The following is a 21311-nucleotide window of genomic DNA, read 5'->3' as shown; positions in this document are numbered from 1 at the left end:
CCCCGACGTCGTCGTCGGCCGCACCGGTCGAACCAGTCGGACCGGACGCACCGTCACCGGCCGGCGAGCCGTCCTGCGCCCCGGTGGAGCTCGCGGCGTTGGCGGAGGCCTGCTCGGTGGCGTACACGGCCTGGCCCATGGCCTGGGACTTGGTGTTGAGGTCCTCGACCTTGGCCTTGATGTCGTCGGCGCTGGCCTCGGAGCCCTCGGCGATGGCGGCCTTGAGGTCGGCGAGCGACTCCTCGACCGGCGTCTTGACGTCGGCCGGGACCTTGTCGCCGGACTCCTTGAGGAAGGACTCGGTCGAGAAGACGAGCTGCTCGGCCTGGTTCCTGGCCTCGGCCTCCTCGCGACGCTTGCGGTCCTCGTCGGCGTGCGCCTCGGCGTCCTTGACCATCTTGTCGATCTCCTCCTTCGACAGGGCCGAGCCGCCGGTGATCGTCATCTTCTGCTCCTTGCCGGTGCCCTGGTCCTTGGCGGAGACGTTGACGATGCCGTTGGCGTCGATGTCGAAGGTGACCTCGATCTTCGGCACGCCGCGCGGGGCGGGAGCGATGCCGGTCAGCTCGAAGGTGCCGAGCGACTTGTTGTGCTGGGCGATCTCGCGCTCACCCTGGAAGACCTGGATGAGGACCGACGGCTGGTTGTCGTCGGCGGTGCTGAAGATCTCCGAGCGCTTCGTCGGGATGGCGGTGTTGCGCTCGATGAGCTTGGTGAACAGGCCACCCTTGGTCTCGATGCCGAGCGAGAGCGGGGTGACGTCGATGAGCAGGACGTCCTTGCGCTCACCCTTGAGGACACCGGCCTGCAGGCTCGCGCCCATGGCGACGACCTCGTCGGGGTTGACGCCCTTGTTGGGGGCCTTGCCCCCGGTCAGCTCGGTGACGAGCGCGGTGACGGCGGGCATACGCGTGGAGCCACCGACGAGCACGACGTGGTCGATGTCGGACACCTTGATGCCGGCGTCCTCGATGACCTTGTGGAACGGCGCCTTCGTGCGGTCCAGGAGCGACTTGGTCATCTGCTCGAACTGGGCGCGGGTGAGGTTCTCGTCGAGGTGGATCGGGCCCTCGGGCGTCATCGAGATGTACTGCGCCGAGATGTTGGTGCTCGTCGCGGTGGAGAGCTCCTTCTTGGCGCGCTCGGCCTCGTCGCGGAGGCGCTGCATCGCGATCTTGTCCTTGGACAGGTCCTGGCCCGTCTTGTTCTTCACCTGGGTGATGAGGTGCTGGACGATGACGTCGTCCCAGTCGTCGCCGCCGAGGTGGTTGTCGCCGTTGGTGGCGCGCACCTGGATCGTGGCGAAGCCGTCCTCGGCGTCCTTGCCGACCTCGAGGAGGGACACGTCGAACGTGCCGCCACCGAGGTCGAAGACGAGGATGAGCTCGTCCTCCCTGCCCTTGTCGAGGCCGTAGGCCAGCGCGGCCGCGGTGGGCTCGTTGACGATGCGCAGGACGTTGAGGCCCGCGATCTCACCGGCCTCCTTGGTGGCCTGGCGCTCGGCGTCGTCGAAGTAGGCGGGGACGGTGATGACGGCGTCCGTGACCGTCTCTCCGAGGTAGGACTCCGCGTCGCGCTTGAGCTTCTGCAGGATGCGGGCGCTGATCTCCTGCGCGGTGTACGTCTTGCCGTCGATCTCGGGCGACTTCCAGCTGGTGCCCATGTGTCGCTTGACCGACCGGATCGTCCGGTCGACGTTGGTGACGGCCTGGCGCTTGGCGACCTCGCCGACCAGCACCTCGCCGTTCTTGGAGAACGCGACGACGGAGGGCGTCGTGCGCCCACCCTCGGCGTTCGCGATGATGCTCGGCTCGCCGCCCTCGAGGACGGAGACAGCCGAGTTGGTGGTGCCGAGGTCGATTCCGACCGCACGTGCCATGGGGAACTCCTTGGTGTTCTAGGTGGAGGTCGTGTTGCTGTGGTCTGGGGAAAACAGGTCCTCGCTCAATCTGCTCCCGGCGCGACGTGATTGTCAAAACCGGACTCGCAAATCTTGCGTTCACCAGACTCAACTTCCGAGGTGGCGGCTTTGTTCCGCGCCTGCCCTCAGGTAGGCACGTCCTCCCCCGACACAGCCCTGGCGGCCTGCTCGCCGACCACCTCCAGCCAGTGCACGGCGTCACGACGGGCAGCCTCGAGCCCACCTGCTGCCTGCACGAGCGACCAGCCGTCCACCACCTCGGGCAGGGGCGCGGCCAGGTCGCCGGCGACCAGCACCTTCCGGAGCCCGGACTCCGCCGCGCTCCCGAGCACGTGACCGGTGACCTTGCCGGTCAGCGACTGCTCGTCCCACCGGCCCTCGCCGGTCACCACGACGTCCGCCCGAGCCACCGCGTCAGCCAGCCCGACGAGGGTCGCGACCGCCGCCGCCCCCGGACGCAGCGTCGCGCCCCATGCGGTGGCGAAGCCGTATGCCGTGCCGCCGGCCGCCCCGGCCCCGGGCGCCTCCGCGTCGCCGCGCAGCAGGCAGTGCCAGCGGGCAAGGGCCTGGTCCAGCGCCACGACCTGCTCGGGAGACGCACCCTTCTGGGGCCCGAAGACGTATGCCGCCCCTGTCGGCCCGAGCAGTGGTGCCGTCACGTCGCACAGGATCGTCACCCCCTGCACCGGCGGCGGCCGCAGGCCGGCGAGGTCCACGGTGGCGGCCGAGGCCAGCCCCAGCCCGCCGGAGGGCACCTCGCGACCGGCGACGTCGAGGACCCTGGCTCCCAGGGCGCGCAGGGCGCCACTGCCTCCGTCGGTCGATGCCGAGCCTCCGACGGCGAGCGTCACCTCGGCAACGCCCGCGTCGAGGGCCGCGGCCAGTACCCGGCCCAGCGCCTCGGTGTCCGCGGCGCCCGGTTCGCCCGTGCCCACGAGCGGGAGCCCGCAGCACTCCGCCAGCTCGACGACGGCTCGGTCGCCGACCATCCCCCACCGGGCCTCGTGCCTGCCGACCCCGGCCAGGGTCACCGGCTCGGTGTGGACGGTGGCCCCCTCGGCGGCGAGGACGGCGTCGAGCGTGCCCTCACCGCCGTCAGCCATCGGAACCTCGACGACGACGTCTGCCGGGCGCGCTCGTCGCCAGCCGCGGCCGACGGCGGCCGCGACCTCCGCCGCGGTGGCGCTGCCCTTGAACGAGTCCGGGGCAACGACGACGCGCAATGGGCGGTCCGGCGTCACCGCCACGGCGTCAGAGCCACGGGGCGACGAGCTCGTCATAGCGGGCGCGCATCTGCGTGACGACCTCGACCGGGTCGCGCGACCAGATGTCGGCGTTGAAGATCTCCACCTCGACGTCCCCGGTGTAGCCGGCCGAGGCGACTGCCCGCGTCCACCGCGCGAAGTCGATGTGGCCGTCGCCCATCATGCCGCGGGCCAGCAGGGCCCCCTCGGGGATGGGCAGGTTGAAGTCGCACACCTGGTAGGAGCTGATCCGGCCCTCGCGTCCGGCGCGCTCCACCATCGAGTCGCCCGCCGGGTCCCAGAAGACGTGGAACGTGTCGACGACGACACCGACGGACGCCGGGTCGTGGTCGGCTGCGAGGTCGAGGGCCTGCTCCAGCGTCGAGATCACGGCGCGATCGGCGACGAACATCGGATGCAGCGGTTCGAGCGCGAGGCGCACTCCTCGCTCGGCGGCATACGGTGCGAGGTCGCCGATCCGGTCGGCGACGCGCTGGCGGGCCGCGAGGAGGTCGCGGTCACCTTCGGGCAGGCCGCCGGCCACGATGACGAGCTCGGGAGCCTCCAGCGCCGCTGCCTCGTCGATCGCCCGCCGGTTGTCCGCGACGGCAGCCACGACACCGTCCGGGTCGGCGGCGGTGAAGAACCCGCCCCGGCACAGCGACGAGGCGCGCAGGCCGGTGTCGCGCAGGCGGCGCGCCGCGATCTCCAGCCCCGCCTCCGCGACCTTGTCGCGCCACAGCCCCAGCGCGGGCACGTCGAGGCGCAGCGCGAGGTCGACGGCCTCGTCGAACGAGAGCCGCTGCGTCGTCATCGTGTTGAGCGAGAGCCGCTCCCCCGCGCTGCGTCTCGCGTCCAGGGCCGGCGCTGTCGACGTCTGGCTCATCAGGCCTCCCACCCGTTGGCTGCCAGCCAGCCCGTGACCCGGCGGGCCGCGAGCTCGGGCTCCGCGACGAGCCCGGCCTCCTCGGCGAGCTCCAGGGCACGGACGAGGTGCAGGACCGACCGGCCGGTCGAGAGGCCACCGACCATCTGGAAGCCGGGCTGTCGACCGTTGACCCAGGCGAGGAAGGCGATCCCGGTCTTGTAGAACCGCGTGGGTACGGAGAAGACGTGCCTGCCGAGGGCCCGGGTCGACTCGAGGACCTCGCGCGCCGTGGCGTCGTCGCCGCGGTCCAGCGCCTGCAGCGCCGTGGAGGCGGCCGGGGCGATGGCCGCGAAGATGCCGAGGAGGGCGTCGGAGTGCACTCCCTCCTCGTCGTCGCAGATCAGCTCGGGGTAGTTGAAGTCGTCGCCGGTGTAGAGGCGGACGTCCTCGGGCAGGGCCCGACGCAGGCCCCGCTCGTGGTCGGCGTCGAGCAGGGAGACCTTGACGCCGTCGACGCGTTCCGCGTTGCGGGTCACGAGGTCGAGAAAGGCGTCGGTCGCGGCGTCGAGGTCTCGGCTGCCCCAATAGCCGGCCAGCTCGGGGTCGAACATCTCGCCGAGCCAGTGCAGGATCACCGGCTCGGACGCCGCGTCGAGCACCTCCTCGTAGACGCGGAGGTAGTCGGCCGGCGACGTCGCCGCCCGGGCGAGCGCGCGGGAAGCCATCACGATGACGCCGCTGCCGGCCGCCTCGACCACCTTGACCTGCTCGGCGTAGGCGGCGGTCACGGCACGCATCCCGTCGGCGTCCGGGGTGGCCCGCGCGGGGTCGAGCTGGTCGGTGCCGGCGCCGGAGGCGATGCGGCCGCCGGTGCGCTGCGCCTCGGCAGCCGAGCGCTCGATCAGCTCGCGGGTCGCGGCCCAGTCCAGGCCCATGCCGCGCTGGGCCGTGTCCATCGCCTCAGCGACGCCGAGGCCCCACGACCAGAGGTCGCGACGCAGCTCGAGGGTCGCGTCCCAGTCCACGTCGGCAGGTGCGCCAGGCGTGCTGTCGGCGAGCACTCGGGGCACGACGTGGGCAGCGGCATACGCCACCCGTGAGGTGATCGGCTTGTCGGGCCGCACCCAGTCGCGGGGGCCGGACAGCTCGAGGACCCGGCGGCCGCCCGACTCGGTCGGCAGGACGACGCGCGTCATGCCGAGAGCTCCGGCACCTCGAGGCGACGACCCGTCGCGGAGGACTCGAGGCCGAGCGCCGCGAGCTGCACGCCGCGCGCGCCGGACAGGAAGTCGTAGCGGTGCGGCCGGCCGGCGATGACGTCGCGGAGGAACTCCTCCCACTGCGCGCGGAAACCGTTGACGGGCGTGGCGTTGTCGGGAACCTCGATCCACTGCTCTCGGAACGACTGCGTCTCGGGGAGGTCCGGGTTCCACACCGGCTTGGGCGTGGCGCTGCGGGGCTGGGCCACGCACCGGTGCAGGCCGGCGACCGCCGAGCCGTGGGTGCCGTCGACCTGGAACTCGACGAGCTCGTCCCGGTGGACGCGCACGGCCCACGACGAGTTGATCTGGGCGATGATGCCCTCGCCCACCTCGAAGATGCCGTATGCCGCGTCGTCGGCCGTCGCCGCATACGGCCGGCCCTGCTCGTCCCACCGCTGCGGGACGTGGGTGGCGGTGCGGGCCGTGACCGCACGGACCGGACCGAGGATGCCCTCGAGGACGTAGTTCCAGTGGCAGAACATGTCGACCGCGATGCCGCCGCCGTCCTCGACGCGGTAGTTCCAGCTCGGTCGCTGCGCCGGCTGTATGTCACCTTCGAAGACCCAGTAGCCGAACTCCCCGCGCAGCGAGAGGATGCGGCCGAAGAAACCCTCGTCGACGAGGCGGCGGAGCTTGACGAGCCCCGGAAGGTAGAGCTTGTCGTGCACGACGCCCGCGACGACGCCCGTCTCGCGGGCCACCCTCGCGAGGGACAGGGCCTCCTCGACCGTCTCGGCCGTCGGCTTCTCCGTGTAGATGTGCTTGCCGGCCTGCATGGCCCGGGTCAGCGCGTCGACGCGGCGCGAGGTGACCTGGGCGTCGAAGTAGATGTCCACGCTGTCGTCGGCGAGCACCGCGTCGACATCGGTCGACCACTCGTCGACGCCGTGTCGTGCGGCCAGCTCCGCGAGCTTCTCGGGGTTGCGCCCGAGCAGGATCGGCTCGAGCGCGACACGGGAGCCGTCGGGCATCTCCAGCCCGCCCTCGTCGCGGATGGCGAGGATCGAGCGGACGAGGTGCTGGCGGTAGCCCATGCGGCCGGTCACGCCGTTGAGCGCGATCCGCAGGGACTTCGGGTGTGCGGGCATGGTGGGTCCTTCGGTCGGGCCGGTCGGGGTGGTCCCGACCGGCGCACGCGGCAGGCCGCGAGGAGAGAGAAAGAAAGAGAGGGAGAGGGGCGGCTCAGTCGACCTCGCCCGACGTGCCGAGCAGGTCGCGGACCGTCGTCGTCAGGTCCTGGAAGACGGGGTTCGCCATCGTCTCGGCGTAGACGCGGTGGCGGGGCAGGGCGACGTCGAGCTCGCGCAGCACGCGCCCGGGCCGCGGGCTCATGACCACGACGCGGTTCGCGAGGTAGACAGCCTCGGGCACCGAGTGGGTGACGAGCAGCACGGTGACGCCGGTCTCCTCCCAGATGCGGTGCAGCTCGACGTTCATCCGCTCGCGGGTCAGTGCATCGAGCGCGCCGAATGGCTCGTCCATGAGCAGCACCTCGGGCTCGTGCAGGAGCGCCCGGCAGAGCGACACCCGCTGCTGCATGCCGCCGGACAGCTCATGCGGCAGGGCGCCCTCGAAGCCCTCGAGACCGGTCATGGCGATGAGGTCCCGAGCGCGACCCCGGGCACGGTCGCGTGACATGCCGCGCATCTCGCCCTGGAGCAGGATGTTGCCCTCGACGGTGCGCCACTCGAGCAGAGCCGCCCGCTGGAAGACGTAGCCGATGTCGGGGCGGGGTCCCGAGACGATCGACCCGTTGAGCACCACCTCGCCACGGGAAGGGCGCGTCAGGCCGGCGACCGCCTTGAGCAGCGTCGACTTGCCGCAGCCCGACGGCCCGGCGATGCTGACGAACTCACCGCGCTCGACCGTGAGGTCGATCCCTTCGAGCGCGGTGACCTCGCCACGCTTGGACGCGAACCGGATGTGCACGTCGTGCACCTCGAGGGCGTGCGCGGCGGAGGCCGACCCCCTGCGGGCTGTATCGCTCAGCGTCGCGGATCCCATCGTCACTCTCCCGTCGGCTGGAAGGCGTTGTCGTAGTACGCCGAGCGCTCCTTGGCCGAGCCGAGCAGCCCCGCCGAGGAGAGCACCTGGATCGTGGCGTCCCAGTCGGCGTCAGCGTCGGCGCCGGGGGCCTGGCCCTCGGTGTTCTTGGTGTGCAGCACCTTGATGGTCTGCTTCCACTGGTCGAGCAGGACGTCCTTCTTCGGCATCTGCGGGTCCTTGCCCGCCATGGCGTCGACGGCGGCCTGCGGGTCCTTCTCGGCCGCGGCGAAGGACTCGCTCGTCGCCGCGACCATCCGCTTCACGAGGTCGGCCTTGGACGAGATCGTCGAGTCCCCGGCGATGAGCCCGTTGCTGTAGAAGTTCAGGCCCACGTCGGAGTAGCGGAAGTAGCGCATCTCCTTGCCGCTCTTGGCGGCGATCGTCGGGCCCTGGTCGTGGGCGAAGCCGATGAGACCGTCCACGCGACCGCTGATGACGGCCGCGATCTTGCCCGCGGCGTCCAGGTTCTGCTGCTTGACGTCGCTCGGCGCCAGCCCTGCCTTCTGGAGGAAGATCGGGAACGTCGTGGTCGGGGCGTCGCCGGCGGACACGGCGATCGTGCGGCCCTTGAGGTCGGCCACGGTGTTGATGCCGCTGTCGGCGAAGACCTGGACGGCCGAGGGCGTGGTCTGCAGGAACACGCCCACGCTCTTGATCTTGACACCCTTGCCGATGTTGGACAGGACCGCGGGGGTGTCGGCCCACCCGAAGTCGACCTGGTCGGCGCCGACTGCCTGGGCGGTCTTCGTCGAGCCCTGGCCGGGCTTGATCGTCAGGTTGATGCCGTGCTTGGCGAAGATGCCCTTCTCGACCCCGTAGTAGAAGGGGGCGTGCTCGCCGTACGGATACCAGTTGAGCATCAGGGTCGCGTCGGTGCTGCCTCCGGATCCGCCGGACGTGCCGGCTTCGGCGTTGCTGCATGCGCCGAGGGCGAGTGTCGTGGCCGCCGCGGCCACGAAGGCCACCGCGCGTCGTCGGGTGAGCTGCATGGGAACTACTCCTAATCTGCTGACTTCGTTGTCGGTGTGCGCGCGAGGGGCGGCCAGCACGGCATGGCCGGCTCTGCCCTGGCGCGGGGTTGGTGCGGTGGTGCGGGGTGTCCGGGCGCGGACGGCGCGTGGGACGGGTCTAGAGCTGGACGGTGTTGCTCCCGAGGCCACGCTGCGAGGCGTGCCAGGGGATGACAAGGCGCTCGAGGAGCTGGATGGCGGCGAACATGAGCACGCCGACGAGCGACATGATGATCAGGGCCACGAAGAGGCTTGCCGTGTCGACGTTGCCGTTGGCCTGGAGGATGACGTAGCCGAGGCCGGAGTTGGCACCGACGAACTCGCCGACGACGGCCCCGGTGACGGCAAGCGTGGCGGCGACCTTCAGCCCGGAGAACAGCTGCGGGAGCGAGGCAGGGAACTGGATCTTGCGGAAGACCTTGGCCCGGCCGGCGCCCATGGTCGAGGTCAGCTCGAGCACCTCCGGGTCCACGTCGCGCAGGCCGGCCAACCCCGAGATGACGATCGGGAAGAAGGCCATGAGCACTGCCACGATGATCTTGGGTCCCACGCCGAAGCCGAGCCACACGACGAAGAGCGGCGCGATCGCGATCTTCGGGATGACCTGCGCGAAGAGCACGACCGGGTAGATGGTTCGTTCCAGGCTGGGCGAGTAGACCATGGCGATGGCGACCGCCTCACCGACCACCATCGCGATGGCGAAGCCGATCAGGGTCTCCAGGACGGTGACCCATGTGTTGGACCCGAAGTAGCCGAGATTGCCCACGAAGGCCGACCACGTGTCACCGGGTGAGGGCACGAGGTAGGGCGGCAGCAGACCGGTGGCCGTGGTGACCCACCAGAGGGCGAAGGCTACGACGGCGAAGGCGATGGGGCGCCAGGAGCGCGTCACGCTGCGCGCGAGGGCCCCCTCGCTGCGCGACGGCGCCGGAGCCCGGGTTACGGTCCGGGGGCGCTCGTCGAGTGCGGCTTGCGGAGACATCCTTGTCCTCTCTCTTGCTGCGCCGCGCAGCCGGAGGTGCTGCGGAAAGCGCTTTCCGCTACTGTAGGTCTGGGTTTCAGGAGTGTCAACGGTCTCGCTCGATGCCCTGGATTCCCCACGACGGCAAGGAGGTCGAGGACGTGGCAGTGACGCTTCAGCAGGTGGCCAGTCTCGCGGGGGTGTCGCTCGCCACCGCGTCCCGGGTGCTCAACCGCTCGTCGCGGCATCCCCGGGAGGACATCACCGAGCGGGTCCGCGCCGCTGCGGCGCAGCTCGGCTACGTCCCCAACGCCCAGGCCCAGGCCCTCGCCCGGTCGTCGACGGCGCTCGTCGGCCTTGTCGTCCACGACATCGACGACCCCTACTTCGCCACGATCGCCGCCGGCGTCCAGTCCGCAGCCCAGGCGGCAGGAAAGCAGACCCTGCTCGCCTGCACCTACCGAGACCCTGACCTGGAGTGCGCGGCCATCGAGTCGTTCGCCGCCCACCGGACGGAGGCGATCGTCCTGGCCGGGTCTCGGCGAAGCAGCCCGGCCTCGGCCACCGACCGGCTCGTCGGGCTCTGCACTGCCTACGAGCACAACGGTGGGCGCGTGGCCCTCATCGGCCAGCCGCTACCCGGTTTCTCCGCCGTCGTTCCCGAGAACCGTTCCGGCGCAAGCCAACTCGTCCGTGAGCTCTTGAGAGCCGGACACCGGCACTTCGTGGTCGTCGCCGGCCCACGATGGCTCCGCACGTCCACCGACCGCGCCGACGCCTTCGAGGCCGAGATCCGTCGACACGGCCATGCCCACAGCATCGAGCTGCAACCTCGTATCGCCACCGACTTCACCCGTGACGGCGCCTACGCGGCGGCCACGGAGCTACTCGGCTCGGCGGCACGCGACCGGACCCGGCCGCTCTGCGTCCTCGCGGTCTCCGACGTCATGGCCCTCGGGGTGCTCGCCGCGTGCCGTGACCTCGGAGTCCGCGTGCCCGACGACGTCGGGGTCGCCGGGTTCGATGACATAAAGACGCTCCGCGACACCGCCCCCTCCCTGACGACGGTGCACCTCGACCTGCTCGGGATGGGAGCAGCCGCGGCCCGACTGGCGCTCGCGGCGCCGGGCGAGCCCCCCGCGACCGCCTCGTTCGGTGCCACCGTCGTCCTGCGCGACAGCACCCGGATCGACGCCGAGAGGACGTGACGGCCGTGACGTCCTCACGCCGCCCCACCCCGGGTGGGCGTCGTCGCCGGCACACCCCCGCCGTCTGCGTCACCTGACCCGCGATCGACAGGTGGAACTGGACAGTTTGCCTGTTGAGTTCTACGGTCCAGAGCATGGCCGCACGCCCCGGCACGACCCCGATGACCGACGGCTCGCACCCGATCGCTCCATCCGCCGCGCGGGCCGCGCACGACATCCGAGTCACGTTCAGCCGACTGCGCCGACGCCTGCGCGACGTGGCCGGGCTCGACGGCCTCACCCCTTCGCAGACGGCCGTCCTGAGCCGCCTGCTGGGCGGCGGCGACGCCTCTGCCAGCGCCTTGGCCGCGGGCGAGCAGGTGCGCCCACAGTCGATGGCAGCCACGCTCGCCGTCCTCGAGGAGCGCCGCCTCGTCGAGCGCCGTCCCGACCCGACCGACGGACGCCGGCAGCTCGTCTCGCTCACGCGCGCCGGCCGCAGCCGCATCGACCTCAGCCGGTCCGCCCGCGAGGAGTGGCTCTCGCGCGCCCTCACCGACCACTTCACGGAGGCCGAGCGCCAGACCGTCCTCGACGCCATGGTCCTGCTCGACCGGCTCTCGCGCCGATGACGGAGTCCTGCCGCGGGGGCCGCGCCGCCGAGGGCGGGCCCCACACCGCACCGACCGGCCGTTTCGACCGCCGCCTCATCGCGCCCATGGTCCTCGGCTCGGTGCTCAACCCGGTCAACTCCTCGATGCTGGCCGTCGGCCTCGTCCCGATCGGGCTCGCGCTGGGCGTGCCACCGTCCGCGACGATCTGGCTCGTCTCCGCGCTCTACCTCGCCACCGCCGTCGGGCAACCGGTCGTCGGCCGGCTCGTCGACCTCCACGGTCCGCGACGCCTCTACCTCGCAGGCACCGCGCTCGTCGGTCTCGCGGGCATCCTCGGAGCGCTCGCACCCAGCCTCGGCGTCCTCGTGCTCGCCCGGGTGCTCCTGGGGATCGGCACCTGTGCGGCATACCCCGCCTCCATGGTGCTCATCCGCAGCGAGTCGGTGCGCACGCGCACCGACTCGCCCGCCGGCGTGCTCGCCGCGCTCTCCGTCGCCAACCAGACCGTCGCGGTCATCGGCCCCACGCTCGGCGGCCTGCTCATCGGGCTCGGCGGCTGGCGCACCATCTTCACCGTCAACGTGCCGCTGGCCATCGCCTGCCTCGTGCTCGGGTCGCTGCGCCTCCCCCGCGATGAGCAGCTGCACCGCGAGGAGGACGCCGCCCGGCCCCAGGGCCTGGACGTCGCGGGCATGGCGCTCTTCGCCGTCACCCTCGCCGCCCTGCTGCTCTTCCTCATGGCGCCCGCCCTCGTTCACTGGCCGCTGCTTCTCGTCGTCGCGCTCACGGGCACCGGGCTGGCCCTGCGCGAGCTGCGCGCCGACGACCCCTTCATCGACGTTCGCGTCCTCGCCGGCAACGGGCCGCTGCTCGCCACGTACGTCCGGCAGGTGCTCGCCTTCACCGTCAGCTACGCGTTCCTCTACGGCTTCACCCAGTGGCTCGAGCAGGGACGTGGCCTCAGTGCCACGGGCGCGGGGCTCGCGCTGCTGCCGATGTTCGTCGTGGCCATCGCGGTGACGACGGTCTTCGGCCGACGCGAGCAGGTGCGCGGCAAGCTCCTCGTCGGCGCCGGCCTGCAGGTGGTCGCCTGCCTCGGACTGCTCCTGCTCCGCGACGACTCGCCGCTGTGGGTCGTCGGCGCGGTGGTCGTCGTGGTGGGGGTACCTCAAGGCCTGCTCGGGCTGGCGAACCAGAACGCCCTCTACCGGCAGGCCGAGCCGGACCGTCTCGGCTCGTCGGCCGGCCTGCTGCGCACCTTCATGTACCTCGGCGCCATGCTCGCCTCCGCCGCCAACGCGGCCGCCTTCCCCGAGCACGCCGACACCGCAGGCCTGCACGGCCTCGCCGTCGTGCTCACCGTCGTCGCCATGCTGCTCCTGGCGATGTCGGTCCTCGACCGCTCCCTGCGGCGCCCACGTCCCGCGGACCGACCTACCACCGCTGCGCCCGCCGGAGAGGCCACACATCCATGACCACCACCACCCTCGACCCCCGGACCGACCTCGACCCGGCGGCGCAGAACTCGGTGACCCGCATCTTCCCGCGCCCCGATGAGAGCGCGGCGACCGACGAAATCCTCGCGCTGCTGCCCTGACCCGTCCGTCGGCTCACCCGCCGGAGGGGAGGCGCACGCTCGCGACGGAGGTCAGAACCGGGTGGGCGTCGTCGCCGTCGCGCACCTCGCCACCACGCCAGACGAGCGACAGGTCGCGTCCCTGCACGGTCAGCTCGGCGAGGCAGTTGTCGAACCACGGCCCGTCGGTGACCTGCCAGGGGTAGGCCGGCTCCGGCACGTGCTTCGACCGGGCCGCGAGGAAGCGCATCGGGCGCACCAGGCCACGCGCGAAGGCGGACATCATGACGCGGATCCCACGCGGCATCGGGTTGCGGATGGGTGAGCAGACGGCCTGGATGACCCGCGACCGGGCTCCGTGCCGTGACCCCGCGTCGACGACCTCGGCCACGTAGGAGTTGTGGACGTCACCGGAGAGGAACACGACGGTCGCCGGCGCCGTGCCGCGGTGGCCCCGCGCGACGTCCATGACCATCTCGAAGACCTCGACGAAGCCGTCGTTGAACGCTGCCCAGTGCTCCAGGTCGATCGACTGGCGTGCCTTCTCCGCCGCCTGTGCGACCAGCCGACCCCGCGGGCCCATGGCGAGCGCCTCGTCGATCACCTCGAGGTCGTGCAGCCCCGGCGGCAGCAGGAAGGGCAGGGACGTGCCGATCAGCAGGTGTTCGACGTCGCCGGTCAGCTGCTCGTCGAGCCAGCGCATCTCGTCGGGGTCGAGCATGGAGCGGTGCTTCGGCTCCAGCACCCGGGCCGCACGAGAGTCGACGACCACGAGACGGCTGTCGCCCAGGTCGCGGCGGTAGCTCCAGCGGTAGACCTCCGGGTGCCGGTCGACGCGTCGTGAGAGGTCGAAGACCGCCTCCGTGAGGTCGAGCTCGACCGGGCCGGACCCGTCGTCGGGCGCGTCGGCTGCGGCGGCCGCGACGACGCGGGCGTAGATCTCGTCGTCGGCGAGCTGGCCCGGCGAGAGGTTGCCGATGTGCTGGTAGACCCAGTAGGAGGACAGGCCACCCATCAGCCGTTCATGCCACCACGGGGTGCGCTTGATCTCCTCGTGCCAGGTCCACGAGGTGTTCCAGTCGTCGCGGATGTCGTGGTCGTCGAAGATCATGCAGCTCGGCACCGTCGAGAGCAGCCAGCGGTTCGCCTCGTCGCCCCACGCGAGCTGGTAGAGGTGGGCGTACTCCTCGTAGTCCTTGATCTCCTTCCCCGGCGGCTCCTCGATGTCGCGGCGGGCGGCGATGAACTCCCGCATCGCTGGGGACGTCTCGTCGGCGTAGACCTGGTCGCCGAGGAAGGCCACGAGGTCGGGCCACTCCTCCTCGCCGCGGGCAAGCGCCAGGGCGAGGGTGCGCAGGGCGTCGACACCGTTGGTGGCGTGGCCCTCCCGGTCGTGTGCCACCGACGTGCGGCACGAGCCGAAGAGCAGCCGGGTAGGCCGCTCGCGGTCGATGGTGCGGATGCGCGGCGGCGGGTAGGGGCTGTCCGGCTCAGGCCACACCAGCGTCCCGTCGATGTCCACGCTGTAGTCCTGCGCGCACCCGGACTCCAGTCCGTCGACGACGACGAGGGCGTAGTGGTGGCCCTTGACCGAGAAGGTCGGGGCGCTGCAGCCGCGCTCGTCGACGTGCACGGTCACGACTGCCGGCCCGGACGTCTCCACCCACACGGTCGCGTCGGTCTCGCCGATGTAGCGCAGCATCGGGCCGAGGACGAGCGGGCTGGGAGCGCCTGGGGCGGAGGCGGAGGCGGTCATGCGACAGGCTTACTGCACGAGCGCCTGCCAGAGTGACGAATGCGCTGGCAGATCCACGTGGGCCCGTCGGGCCGGCGTTCGGCGCTCACCCGGACACGTGCTCCGCGAGAAAGGCGAGCGTCCGGTCCCAGGCGTCCGCGGCCACCTCGGCGTTGTACTTGGACGTCGAGGTGTCGTTGAAGAACGCGTGCCCCACGCCGTGGTAGACCCGCGCCGTGAAGTCGACTCCCGCCTGCTCCATCCGGGCCTCCAGGTCCGGGACCCCGTCCGTGATGCCGTGGTCCTCCTCGCCGTAGAAGGCCAGGACGGGGCAGCCGATCGAGCCCGGGTCGGCGCGCTCGGGGAAGCTGCCGTAGAAGGGGACCGCTGCGCGAAGTCGCGGCTCGGTCGCGGCCAGGGCGAACGCATACGACCCGCCGAAGCAGAATCCGACGACGCCAACCCGCCCCTGCACCCCGGGCTCCTCGACGAGCGAGTCGACGACCGCGCGCAGCGCCGGCACCGCCCACGCAGCGAACTCCGGCTGGCGAGCCGGGGTCGTCGCCGCGCGCATCTGCGGCTGGGCGGCCAGCCGGTCCTCCTCGGAGCTGCTGAACATGAGCTCGAAGATGCGCTCGCCCACCTCGGGGGTCAGGCCGACGTGGCGGAGCAGGTCCGGGGCCACGGCGAGGTAGCCCTGCCCGGCGAAACGGTCGGTGACGTCCTTGATGTGGTCGACCAGACCCCAGATCTCCTGTATGACGATGACCGCGCCGCGTGGCCCGCCGGCAGGGTCGGCGCGATAGGCGGTGAGGTCGTGCTCGGGGAAGTCGATCATCGTGCCCACTGTCAGTTCCTACCCGTCCAGCCGCTTTGTCGTGCACCACGACTCGCTGGTCGGGGTGTATTCGATGGGAATGGCGGATATGCACCGCCCCTTGGAAGATGTGCGCTGGATGAACGTTTCATAAACGCCACTTGAGAGGACTTACGCGCCTACCGTAATCGTGTCTAGGCGTGTCCTCGAGCGAAAGGAGGAGCGATGAATCCCATCGTTGTTCCCGCCCTCGCGGACCTGCTCGCCATTTCTGTGGTCGCCGGTTTCTATTTCAGCCGCCACCGGCGGCGAGACCTCTTTCTCGCGTTCGTCGCGCTCAACGTGGGGGTCATGACGGTCACGGCTGTTCTGGCCAACGCACCGGTGGGGGCCGGACTCGGGCTCGGCCTCTTCGGGATCCTGTCCATCATCCGGCTCCGCTCCGACTCCATCACCCAGGAAGAGGTCGCCTACTACTTCGTGGCGCTCGCCCTCGGCTTGGTGACCGGGCTGCACCCTGGCCCGTGGGGCCTCGCGCCGGCACTGTGCGCCGTCCTCGTGGCCGTCATGTACGTCGCCGACCACCCTGCACTCTTCTCGAGGAGCCGGCGTCAGCTCGTGACCATCGACGCCGCCATCGCCGACGAGAGCGAGCTGCGGCTCCACTTGGCGGAACGCCTCGGCGTCGACGTCACCCAGGCGCTCGTGCAGGAGCTCGACTACGTACGGGACCTCACCATCGTGGACGTGCGATACCGACTCCGTTGCTCCGCTCGCCATGGCGCTCAGCCGTCGGTCACGACCACTGCCGCCACCGTGACTGGCCTGCATCGCCGCGAAGCGGGCGGCCACCCCGACCTGCCCGCCGGGATCGAGACCGCGGCCCTGAACGGCAGCCGAGCCACCCAGAACACCGGTCTCGATGCAGTGGACGTGCCTCGTTCGAGCACCGGCTCATGACCACGGCCCGTACGGGCCTTGCCGATATCATCAGAGCGCTCCCGGCCGTCTCCCTCGACGAAGTCATCGCTCGGGCCGACCTGCAGACGCGGGTGGACCGCAAGTACCTCGTGCCGCTGCCGGTGTTCGAGCGGCTGATGACGGCGATGGGTGACCGGCTGGCCGCGCTGGATGTCGACGGGCTGCGGGTCTTCGACTACGAGTCGATCTATTTCGACACGGTGGACCTGGTCGCCTACCGGGCGCACGCGCACGGGCGACGGCGGCGTTTCAAGGTGCGGACCCGGGCCTACCTGGACTCGGACGAGTGCGTCCTCGAGGTCAAGACGGAGGGTGGTCGGGGCGAGACGGTCAAGGAGCGCATGCCCTACCTCATGGAGGAGCGCCATGTCCTCACCCTGTCGGCCCGCGCCTTCGCGATGGACCTCATCGGCGACCCGGTTGCCGTGCCCGCCCTGACGGAGGTGGTCACCACCGCGTACGCCCGCTCGACCCTGCTTGACCGCACCCGCGCGAGCCGCATGACGTGCGACGTCGACATGTCCTTCGTGGACGGGCAGCGGGAGCGCCAGGGACCGCGGGACACAGTGCTCATCGAGTCCAAGACGATGGGCGCCGCAACCGAGATCGACGGCGTGCTGTGGCAGCTCGGACAACGGCCGCTGTCGATCAGCAAGTACTGCGTCGGCATGGCGCTGCTGCGCCCGGAGCTGCCCGCGAACCGGTGGAACCGCGAGCTGCGCACCCACTTCGGGTGGGAGCCGCGGCGTCCACGACCGGCCGCAACCAGTGGCGGGTCTTCGGCCTGAGGGTGGAAGGTGTCCGGGCCCGACAACTTCCACCCGGAGCCGGCCCTGCGGCCGAAGTACGGCACGCTGGACCTCCACCGCCATCCCTACGGGGCTGCGCCGCGCTTGGGCCGCCCACGTGCTACTCGCCACACAGGCGCTCAAGCGGGTCTGGCACTACGTCGCGCGGTTCGGATCCGCTTCTGCCTGAAGCGTGCCAGCGAGCCCGCCGGTGATGACGGTCGTCACGACGGTCGTGACGGAGGGGGTGGCAGGAGTCGACGAGAAGCCGAACCGGCACGGCGGGTCGACCGGGGCGAGCGCCCCCAGCGGCGCCTCGTCGAAGCATCCCGCGAGCCCGGTGACGGCGTGCAGGTCGGTGGCTCCGTAGTACTCCTGCCGCCCGGCGAGCGCCGTGCCGCGGGTCCTGACCCCGCGCAGGACAGTGCGCGCCACAGGGTCGACGAGGGTCGCCCAGGCCGGGCTCACCGCCAGACGTCCGGGGACGAGGCGCAGGAGCCGGCCGAGCGGCATACGCCCGCCCACTGTCAGGTCGAGTGCGAGCGACGGTGACTCGACCCGCCACCGGCCGCGCTCCGAGGCGACCGTGATCGCCTCGATGCGCACCTCGTCGAACACGTAGGTGGCCTGGATGAAGGCCGCCACCTCCGGGGTCGGGGCGAGCAGCACCCGGTGCCCGGCGGCGGTCTCGACCATCGCGTCGCCGAACCGCCCGAGCGGCGTGCGCCCCCACGACCCGACGACGACGCGGACGCCCGAGGTCGAGCCGACGCCGGCGATCTGGCCGTGGAAACGCTCAGCAGGCATGTCCCGAGCCTAGGTGAGCCTCAGCGGCAACCGGTCAGGCGACCCGGTTGACGGTCCGCTCGATGCCGGCCACCACCTTCGAGTAGTCGTCCGTCGGCGAGCCGCCGAGCACCGATCCCCACGCGGGGACGAGCTCCGGCCCGTAACGGTGGCCGTAGCCGTCGGGCGGGTCGTGCCCGACGGCCATGTCGGTGGTCAGCTGCCAGAACGTCACGAACGGGATCCACGTGACGTCCGGGTTGACGTCGCGCCCTCGCGGCTCGCGCAGCCAGTCCGGCTCGGCGCCGAGCAGGGCGGGGTTCCACCAGACGACCGGGTCGGAGGGGTGCTGGGCGTAGACGAAGCGCGGGAAGTCCCAGGCGCCGTAGTCGCGGCCGTAGTAGTCGTGCGTCAGCTGGTCGCCGCTCGCCGCGAAGCGGATGTGCAGCCCGTCGTCGACGACCGGAACGATCTCGGGCGAGCCCTCGTTGCGCCGCGCCGTCAGGGACGCCGCGATGTCGGTGAAGCTCGGCGTGCCGGCCCAGACCCCGCCCTGCGACCGGGCGAGCATGTCGTCCGCGTCGGCGAAGGCGGCCTGCCCGCCGTAGGCCCCGAGCGACTCGCCGCCGACGACGAGCTGCGGGCGGGCGTCGGCCGGCAGCGTGCGCCACACCGCATACACCTTGTCGAAGAGCGCGCGGCCGGCCTCGCGCGGGGTGTCGCGGTCGGTCATGATCGACATCGCGCTCGGTAGGTAGGAGTACTGCATGGCGGCGATCGCGCTGTCGCCGTAGGTGAGGTACTCGATCGACTGCGCCGCCCAGTCGTCGACCCAGCCCGTGCCCGTCGTCGTGAAGACGGCGAGCACCCGGCGGTCGAACGCCTTGGTGCGCTTCAGCTCGCTGACGACGGCGTCGGCGACGTCGGCGACGGTGCGCTCACCGGTGCGGCCGGCATACACCCGGATCGGCTCGGTGGCTGCGCGGCCGGTGGCCGAGGTGATCTGGGCCGGCGTCGGCGCGCTCGTGACGAACATCTGCCCCTGGTAGCCGAGGCTGCCGTAGGGCTCGAGCGAGCCAGGGCCGCCCGAACGCAGCGGCGAGGTCGGGGCCGTGCGGCCGCTCGGCGTGGTGTTGACCTGCGCGGCCACCCCGGCGAAGGCCTGCATGCCACGGTGGAGCAGGACGCTGTCGGTGACCCAGGCCGCGGCCAGCGCGACGACGACGATGGCCACGACCGTCGCGAGCGGGTGGGGCAGCACCTGCCCGGCGGCGTCGGCGAGCTGGCGCGTCGCCCGGCGCAGTCCGCGTGCGACAGCCAGGAAGATGACGGCGATGAGGGCGGTCAGGGCGAGCGCCAGCGCCCAGTCGAGCGGGTGGAGGGGCGGGAGCCCCACCACGGCCGCCGTGCGTGCCTGGGACCGCACGTTGGCGACCGTCAGCCCGAGCACCGCCACCGCTCCGAAGAGGGGCGCGGCGACGAGCAGCCAGTGCCGGGCCTCCCCACTGACGGTGACGTGCAGGTCGATGAGGCGGGCGACGCGGCGCACGACCCAGGCGACGAGGACGCCCAGCGCGTACCCCGCAGACGCGCACAGGCCGCTGACGAGGCCCTGGTAGTACCACGTCCGCGGCAGCAGGCTCGGGGCCATCGAGGTGAGGAAGTAGGCGGCGCCGAAGAGCAGACCGGTCCGCGAGAGGTGCCACCAGGCACGCGTCGGGGCCGGCTCGATGCGCAGGTCGGGCCAGGCGGACATGTGTCAACAGTAGGCGCGGCGCTGTGGGGCCGCCTCGGGTTCACCCCCTACGGGAGGACCCTGAGACCGCGGCCCCCGGACGGCGCCGGGCACCCGTCCGGGGCAGGATGGAGCGATGCGAACCACGGACGAGCGGATCACGGGCTACAGCCGGGACGGGCTGCGTTTCGACGTGACGGACTCCGGCCCGATCGGCGGCGACGCCGTCGTCCTGCTGCACGGCTTCCCCGCCGACCGCACGAGCTGGGACCGCGTTGCCGCGCGCCTGCACGAGGCGGGCCTGCGCACCCTGGCACCCGACCAGCGTGGCTACTGCCCGGGCGCGCGACCGGCCGGGCGTGGGGCCTATCGCCTCGAGGAGCTCGTCGCCGACGTCCTCGCGCTCGTGGACGCCTCCGGGCGCGAGCAGGTGCACCTCGTCGGGCACGACTGGGGCGGCGCGGTGGCGTGGCTCGTCGCCGCGAACCACCCGCAGCGCGTCGCCTCGCTGACCGTCCTGTCGACCCCGCACCCCGCCGCGATGTCGCGGGCGCTCAAGGGTGGCCTCGAGCAGAAGCGGAAGTCCTGGTACATGGCGGCCTTCCAGGTGCCGTGGGTCCCCGAGCGGGCCTTCGCGGCGAGCTTCCACTCGGTGCTCGCGCGCACCGGGCTGCCGACCGAGGACCGCAGGAGGTATGCCGTCCGGCTGGCCCGCGCCGACGCGCTCACCGGGCCGATGAACTGGTACCGCGCAGCCCGGGACTCGCACGTTCCCGCGCACCGCGTCGAGGTCCCGACGACGTACGTCTGGGGCTCCCGTGACCCGTTCCTCGGACGCACCGCGGCCGAGCTGACCGGGGAGCACGTGGGGGCCGACTACGAGTTCGTCGAGCTGGACGCAGGGCACTGGCTGCCCGAGGCACGCGACGCCGACTCGGCCGCGGCGATCCTGCACCGGGTCGCTCGCGCCAGCTGAACGGCATACGCCCGCTCACGCCCAGCGTGACCGACGCCTCGCGCGATGCGGGGAACAGCGAGCCCGCCGGGTAGGTTGCACGACCGTGAAGATCGACATCTGGTCCGACATCGTGTGCCCGTTCTGCTACCTCGGCAAGCGCCGCCTCGAGACCGCCCTGGCGGGCTTCGAGCACGCCGACGAGCTCGAGGTGACGTGGCACAGCTTCGAGCTGGACCGCGGCGCCGAGCCGGTCTCCCAGCTGGCGCTCGTCGACCTCATCGCCGCCAAGTACGGCACGAGCCGCGAGCAGGCCGCCGCGCAGCACCGCTCGATGGCGCAGGCCGCGGCCGAGCTGGGACTCGAGTTCAACTGGGAGCAGGCCCGCTACGGCAACACCTTCGACGCCCACCGCGTCGTCCACCTCGCCGCCGAGCACGGCCTGGCCGACGCTGCCCACGAGCGGCTGATGCGCGCCTACTTCACCGACGGCCTCGCCGTCGGTGACCGTGACGTGCTGGTGCGGCTCGCGACCGAGATCGGCCTCGACGCCGAGGCCGTGCGCCAGATGCTCGAGTCGGATGACTACGGCAACCACGTGCGCAGCGACGAGGCGACGGCCAAGATGCTCGGCATCGACTCGGTGCCCTTCTTCGTCTTCGACCGCAAGTACGGCGTGTCCGGGGCGCAGCCGGTCGAGGTCTTCACGCAGGCCCTGGAGACGGCGTGGGAGCACCGCCACGAGGTGCCCGAGCCGGTGGCGGCGGGCGGGTGCGGCGGCGGCTGCGGCGCCGGTGGGTGCGGAGGCGCCTGCGGCGCCTGACG

The 21311-nt window shown here is 71.6% G+C and carries 20 protein-coding genes; 8 read left to right on the top strand and 12 right to left on the bottom strand.

Annotated elements, in window-relative coordinates:
- The 8 genes from dnaK to AC3WRT_RS06350 all read right to left on the bottom strand — a co-directional run.
- On the bottom strand, positions 1–1879 hold a 1879-nt coding region (gene dnaK / locus AC3WRT_RS06385), incomplete at its 3' end, for a molecular chaperone DnaK (RefSeq protein WP_492720481.1).
- A gap of 167 nt (positions 1880–2046) precedes the next feature.
- On the bottom strand, positions 2047–3162 hold the full coding sequence (locus AC3WRT_RS06380) for a glycerate kinase (RefSeq protein ID WP_492720479.1): 1116 nt from the start codon (positions 3160–3162) through the stop codon (positions 2047–2049).
- A 10-nt stretch (positions 3163–3172) separates the two neighbouring features.
- Positions 3173–4051, bottom strand: a complete 879-nt coding sequence (locus AC3WRT_RS06375; protein WP_492720477.1) for a sugar phosphate isomerase/epimerase family protein — start codon at positions 4049–4051, stop codon at positions 3173–3175.
- Positions 4051–5229: a dihydrodipicolinate synthase family protein gene (locus AC3WRT_RS06370; RefSeq protein WP_492720475.1), complete on the bottom strand. Its 1179-nt coding sequence runs from the start codon at positions 5227–5229 to the stop codon at positions 4051–4053. Before AC3WRT_RS06370 ends, AC3WRT_RS06375 begins: the two co-directional genes overlap by 1 nt.
- Complete coding sequence (locus AC3WRT_RS06365) at positions 5226–6383, bottom strand: Gfo/Idh/MocA family protein (protein ID WP_492720473.1); 1158 nt, start codon at positions 6381–6383, stop codon at positions 5226–5228. Before AC3WRT_RS06365 ends, AC3WRT_RS06370 begins: the two co-directional genes overlap by 4 nt.
- A 94-nt stretch (positions 6384–6477) precedes the next feature.
- On the bottom strand, positions 6478–7299 hold the full coding sequence (locus tag AC3WRT_RS06360) for an ABC transporter ATP-binding protein (RefSeq protein WP_492720471.1): 822 nt from the start codon (positions 7297–7299) through the stop codon (positions 6478–6480).
- Positions 7300–7301: 2 nt separating this feature from the next.
- Complete coding sequence (locus AC3WRT_RS06355; protein WP_492720470.1) at positions 7302–8330, bottom strand: ABC transporter substrate-binding protein; 1029 nt, start codon at positions 8328–8330, stop codon at positions 7302–7304.
- 139 nt (positions 8331–8469) lie between these two features.
- The gene (locus AC3WRT_RS06350) at positions 8470–9333 is read right to left on the bottom strand and encodes an ABC transporter permease (RefSeq protein WP_492720468.1); all 864 of its coding nucleotides are present in this window, start codon (positions 9331–9333) and stop codon (positions 8470–8472) included.
- Positions 9334–9434: 101 nt separating this feature from the next.
- Between AC3WRT_RS06350 and AC3WRT_RS06345 the strand changes: the two genes are divergently transcribed.
- The 4 genes from AC3WRT_RS06345 (at position 9435) to AC3WRT_RS06330 (ending at position 12710) form a co-directional block, all read left to right on the top strand.
- Positions 9435–10520 (top strand): LacI family DNA-binding transcriptional regulator, encoded by a 1086-nt coding sequence (locus AC3WRT_RS06345; protein ID WP_492720467.1) that lies wholly within the window; start codon positions 9435–9437, stop codon positions 10518–10520.
- A 134-nt stretch (positions 10521–10654) separates the two neighbouring features.
- On the top strand, positions 10655–11131 hold the full coding sequence (locus tag AC3WRT_RS06340) for a MarR family winged helix-turn-helix transcriptional regulator (RefSeq protein WP_492720465.1): 477 nt from the start codon (positions 10655–10657) through the stop codon (positions 11129–11131).
- Positions 11128–12588: an MFS transporter gene (locus AC3WRT_RS06335; RefSeq protein WP_492720463.1), complete on the top strand. Its 1461-nt coding sequence runs from the start codon at positions 11128–11130 to the stop codon at positions 12586–12588. Before AC3WRT_RS06340 ends, AC3WRT_RS06335 begins: the two co-directional genes overlap by 4 nt.
- Positions 12585–12710, top strand: coding sequence for a hypothetical protein (locus AC3WRT_RS06330; protein ID WP_492720460.1), 126 nt, complete (start codon positions 12585–12587; stop codon positions 12708–12710). Before AC3WRT_RS06335 ends, AC3WRT_RS06330 begins: the two co-directional genes overlap by 4 nt.
- Before the next feature lie 13 nt (positions 12711–12723).
- Here the strand turns inward: AC3WRT_RS06330 and AC3WRT_RS06325 are convergent, their stop codons facing one another.
- Both AC3WRT_RS06325 and AC3WRT_RS06320 read right to left on the bottom strand, forming a co-directional pair.
- A complete protein-coding gene (locus tag AC3WRT_RS06325; RefSeq protein WP_492720457.1) occupies positions 12724–14445 on the bottom strand; it encodes an alkaline phosphatase D family protein in 1722 nt (573 codons plus the stop codon).
- Between the two features lie 85 nt (positions 14446–14530).
- Positions 14531–15262, bottom strand: a complete 732-nt coding sequence (locus AC3WRT_RS06320; protein WP_492720657.1) for a dienelactone hydrolase family protein — start codon at positions 15260–15262, stop codon at positions 14531–14533.
- 204 nt (positions 15263–15466) lie between these two features.
- On the opposite strand from AC3WRT_RS06320, the gene AC3WRT_RS06315 reads away from it, so the two are divergent.
- Together AC3WRT_RS06315 and AC3WRT_RS06310 are read left to right on the top strand one after the other, a co-directional pair.
- Complete coding sequence (locus tag AC3WRT_RS06315; RefSeq protein WP_492720455.1) at positions 15467–16201, top strand: DUF4956 domain-containing protein; 735 nt, start codon at positions 15467–15469, stop codon at positions 16199–16201.
- Entirely contained in the window at positions 16198–17010 is an 813-nt protein-coding gene (locus AC3WRT_RS06310) for a VTC domain-containing protein (RefSeq protein WP_492720450.1), read from the top strand. Before AC3WRT_RS06315 ends, AC3WRT_RS06310 begins: the two co-directional genes overlap by 4 nt.
- 156 nt (positions 17011–17166) lie before the next feature.
- Here AC3WRT_RS06310 and AC3WRT_RS06305 read toward each other — a convergent pair whose 3' ends face one another.
- A complete protein-coding gene (locus AC3WRT_RS06305; protein WP_492720448.1) occupies positions 17167–17817 on the bottom strand; it encodes a hypothetical protein in 651 nt (216 codons plus the stop codon).
- Positions 17818–17851: 34 nt separating this feature from the next.
- A complete protein-coding gene (locus AC3WRT_RS06300; protein WP_492720443.1) occupies positions 17852–19552 on the bottom strand; it encodes an alpha/beta hydrolase in 1701 nt (566 codons plus the stop codon).
- Between the two features lie 115 nt (positions 19553–19667).
- Between AC3WRT_RS06300 and AC3WRT_RS06295 the strand changes: the two genes are divergently transcribed.
- Both AC3WRT_RS06295 and AC3WRT_RS06290 read left to right on the top strand, forming a co-directional pair.
- Positions 19668–20507, top strand: a complete 840-nt coding sequence (locus tag AC3WRT_RS06295) for an alpha/beta hydrolase (protein ID WP_492720441.1) — start codon at positions 19668–19670, stop codon at positions 20505–20507.
- 85 nt (positions 20508–20592) lie between these two features.
- The gene (locus AC3WRT_RS06290; protein ID WP_492720437.1) at positions 20593–21309 is read left to right on the top strand and encodes a DsbA family oxidoreductase; all 717 of its coding nucleotides are present in this window, start codon (positions 20593–20595) and stop codon (positions 21307–21309) included.
- The last annotated feature ends 2 nt before the right edge of the window (positions 21310–21311 follow it).

The sequence above is a fragment of the Terrabacter sp. FW104-15G4B genome (assembly GCF_058790095.1).
Note: the sequence above shows the minus strand (reverse complement) of the source record. Positions and strands in the feature narration are given on the sequence as shown.

Bases quoted from the DNA above. Each gene is read 5' to 3' on its own strand.
- AC3WRT_RS06375 (WP_492720477.1), bottom strand. From the start codon at position 4,051: ATGAGCCAGACGTCGACAGCGCCGGCCCTGGACGCGAGACGCAGCGCG.
- AC3WRT_RS06370 (WP_492720475.1), bottom strand. From the start codon at position 5,229: ATGACGCGCGTCGTCCTGCCGACCGAGTCGGGCGGCCGCCGGGTCCTC.
- AC3WRT_RS06365 (WP_492720473.1), bottom strand. From the start codon at position 6,383: ATGCCCGCACACCCGAAGTCCCTGCGGATCGCGCTCAACGGCGTGACC.
- AC3WRT_RS06360 (WP_492720471.1), bottom strand. From the start codon at position 7,299: ATGGGATCCGCGACGCTGAGCGATACAGCCCGCAGGGGGTCGGCCTCC.
- AC3WRT_RS06355 (WP_492720470.1), bottom strand. From the start codon at position 8,330: ATGCAGCTCACCCGACGACGCGCGGTGGCCTTCGTGGCCGCGGCGGCC.
- AC3WRT_RS06350 (WP_492720468.1), bottom strand. From the start codon at position 9,333: ATGTCTCCGCAAGCCGCACTCGACGAGCGCCCCCGGACCGTAACCCGG.
- AC3WRT_RS06345 (WP_492720467.1), top strand. From the start codon at position 9,435: ATGCCCTGGATTCCCCACGACGGCAAGGAGGTCGAGGACGTGGCAGTG.
- AC3WRT_RS06340 (WP_492720465.1), top strand. From the start codon at position 10,655: ATGGCCGCACGCCCCGGCACGACCCCGATGACCGACGGCTCGCACCCG.
- AC3WRT_RS06335 (WP_492720463.1), top strand. From the start codon at position 11,128: ATGACGGAGTCCTGCCGCGGGGGCCGCGCCGCCGAGGGCGGGCCCCAC.
- AC3WRT_RS06330 (WP_492720460.1), top strand. From the start codon at position 12,585: ATGACCACCACCACCCTCGACCCCCGGACCGACCTCGACCCGGCGGCG.
- AC3WRT_RS06325 (WP_492720457.1), bottom strand. From the start codon at position 14,445: ATGACCGCCTCCGCCTCCGCCCCAGGCGCTCCCAGCCCGCTCGTCCTC.
- AC3WRT_RS06320 (WP_492720657.1), bottom strand. From the start codon at position 15,262: ATGATCGACTTCCCCGAGCACGACCTCACCGCCTATCGCGCCGACCCT.
- AC3WRT_RS06315 (WP_492720455.1), top strand. From the start codon at position 15,467: ATGAATCCCATCGTTGTTCCCGCCCTCGCGGACCTGCTCGCCATTTCT.
- AC3WRT_RS06310 (WP_492720450.1), top strand. From the start codon at position 16,198: ATGACCACGGCCCGTACGGGCCTTGCCGATATCATCAGAGCGCTCCCG.
- AC3WRT_RS06305 (WP_492720448.1), bottom strand. From the start codon at position 17,817: ATGCCTGCTGAGCGTTTCCACGGCCAGATCGCCGGCGTCGGCTCGACC.
- AC3WRT_RS06300 (WP_492720443.1), bottom strand. From the start codon at position 19,552: ATGTCCGCCTGGCCCGACCTGCGCATCGAGCCGGCCCCGACGCGTGCC.
- AC3WRT_RS06295 (WP_492720441.1), top strand. From the start codon at position 19,668: ATGCGAACCACGGACGAGCGGATCACGGGCTACAGCCGGGACGGGCTG.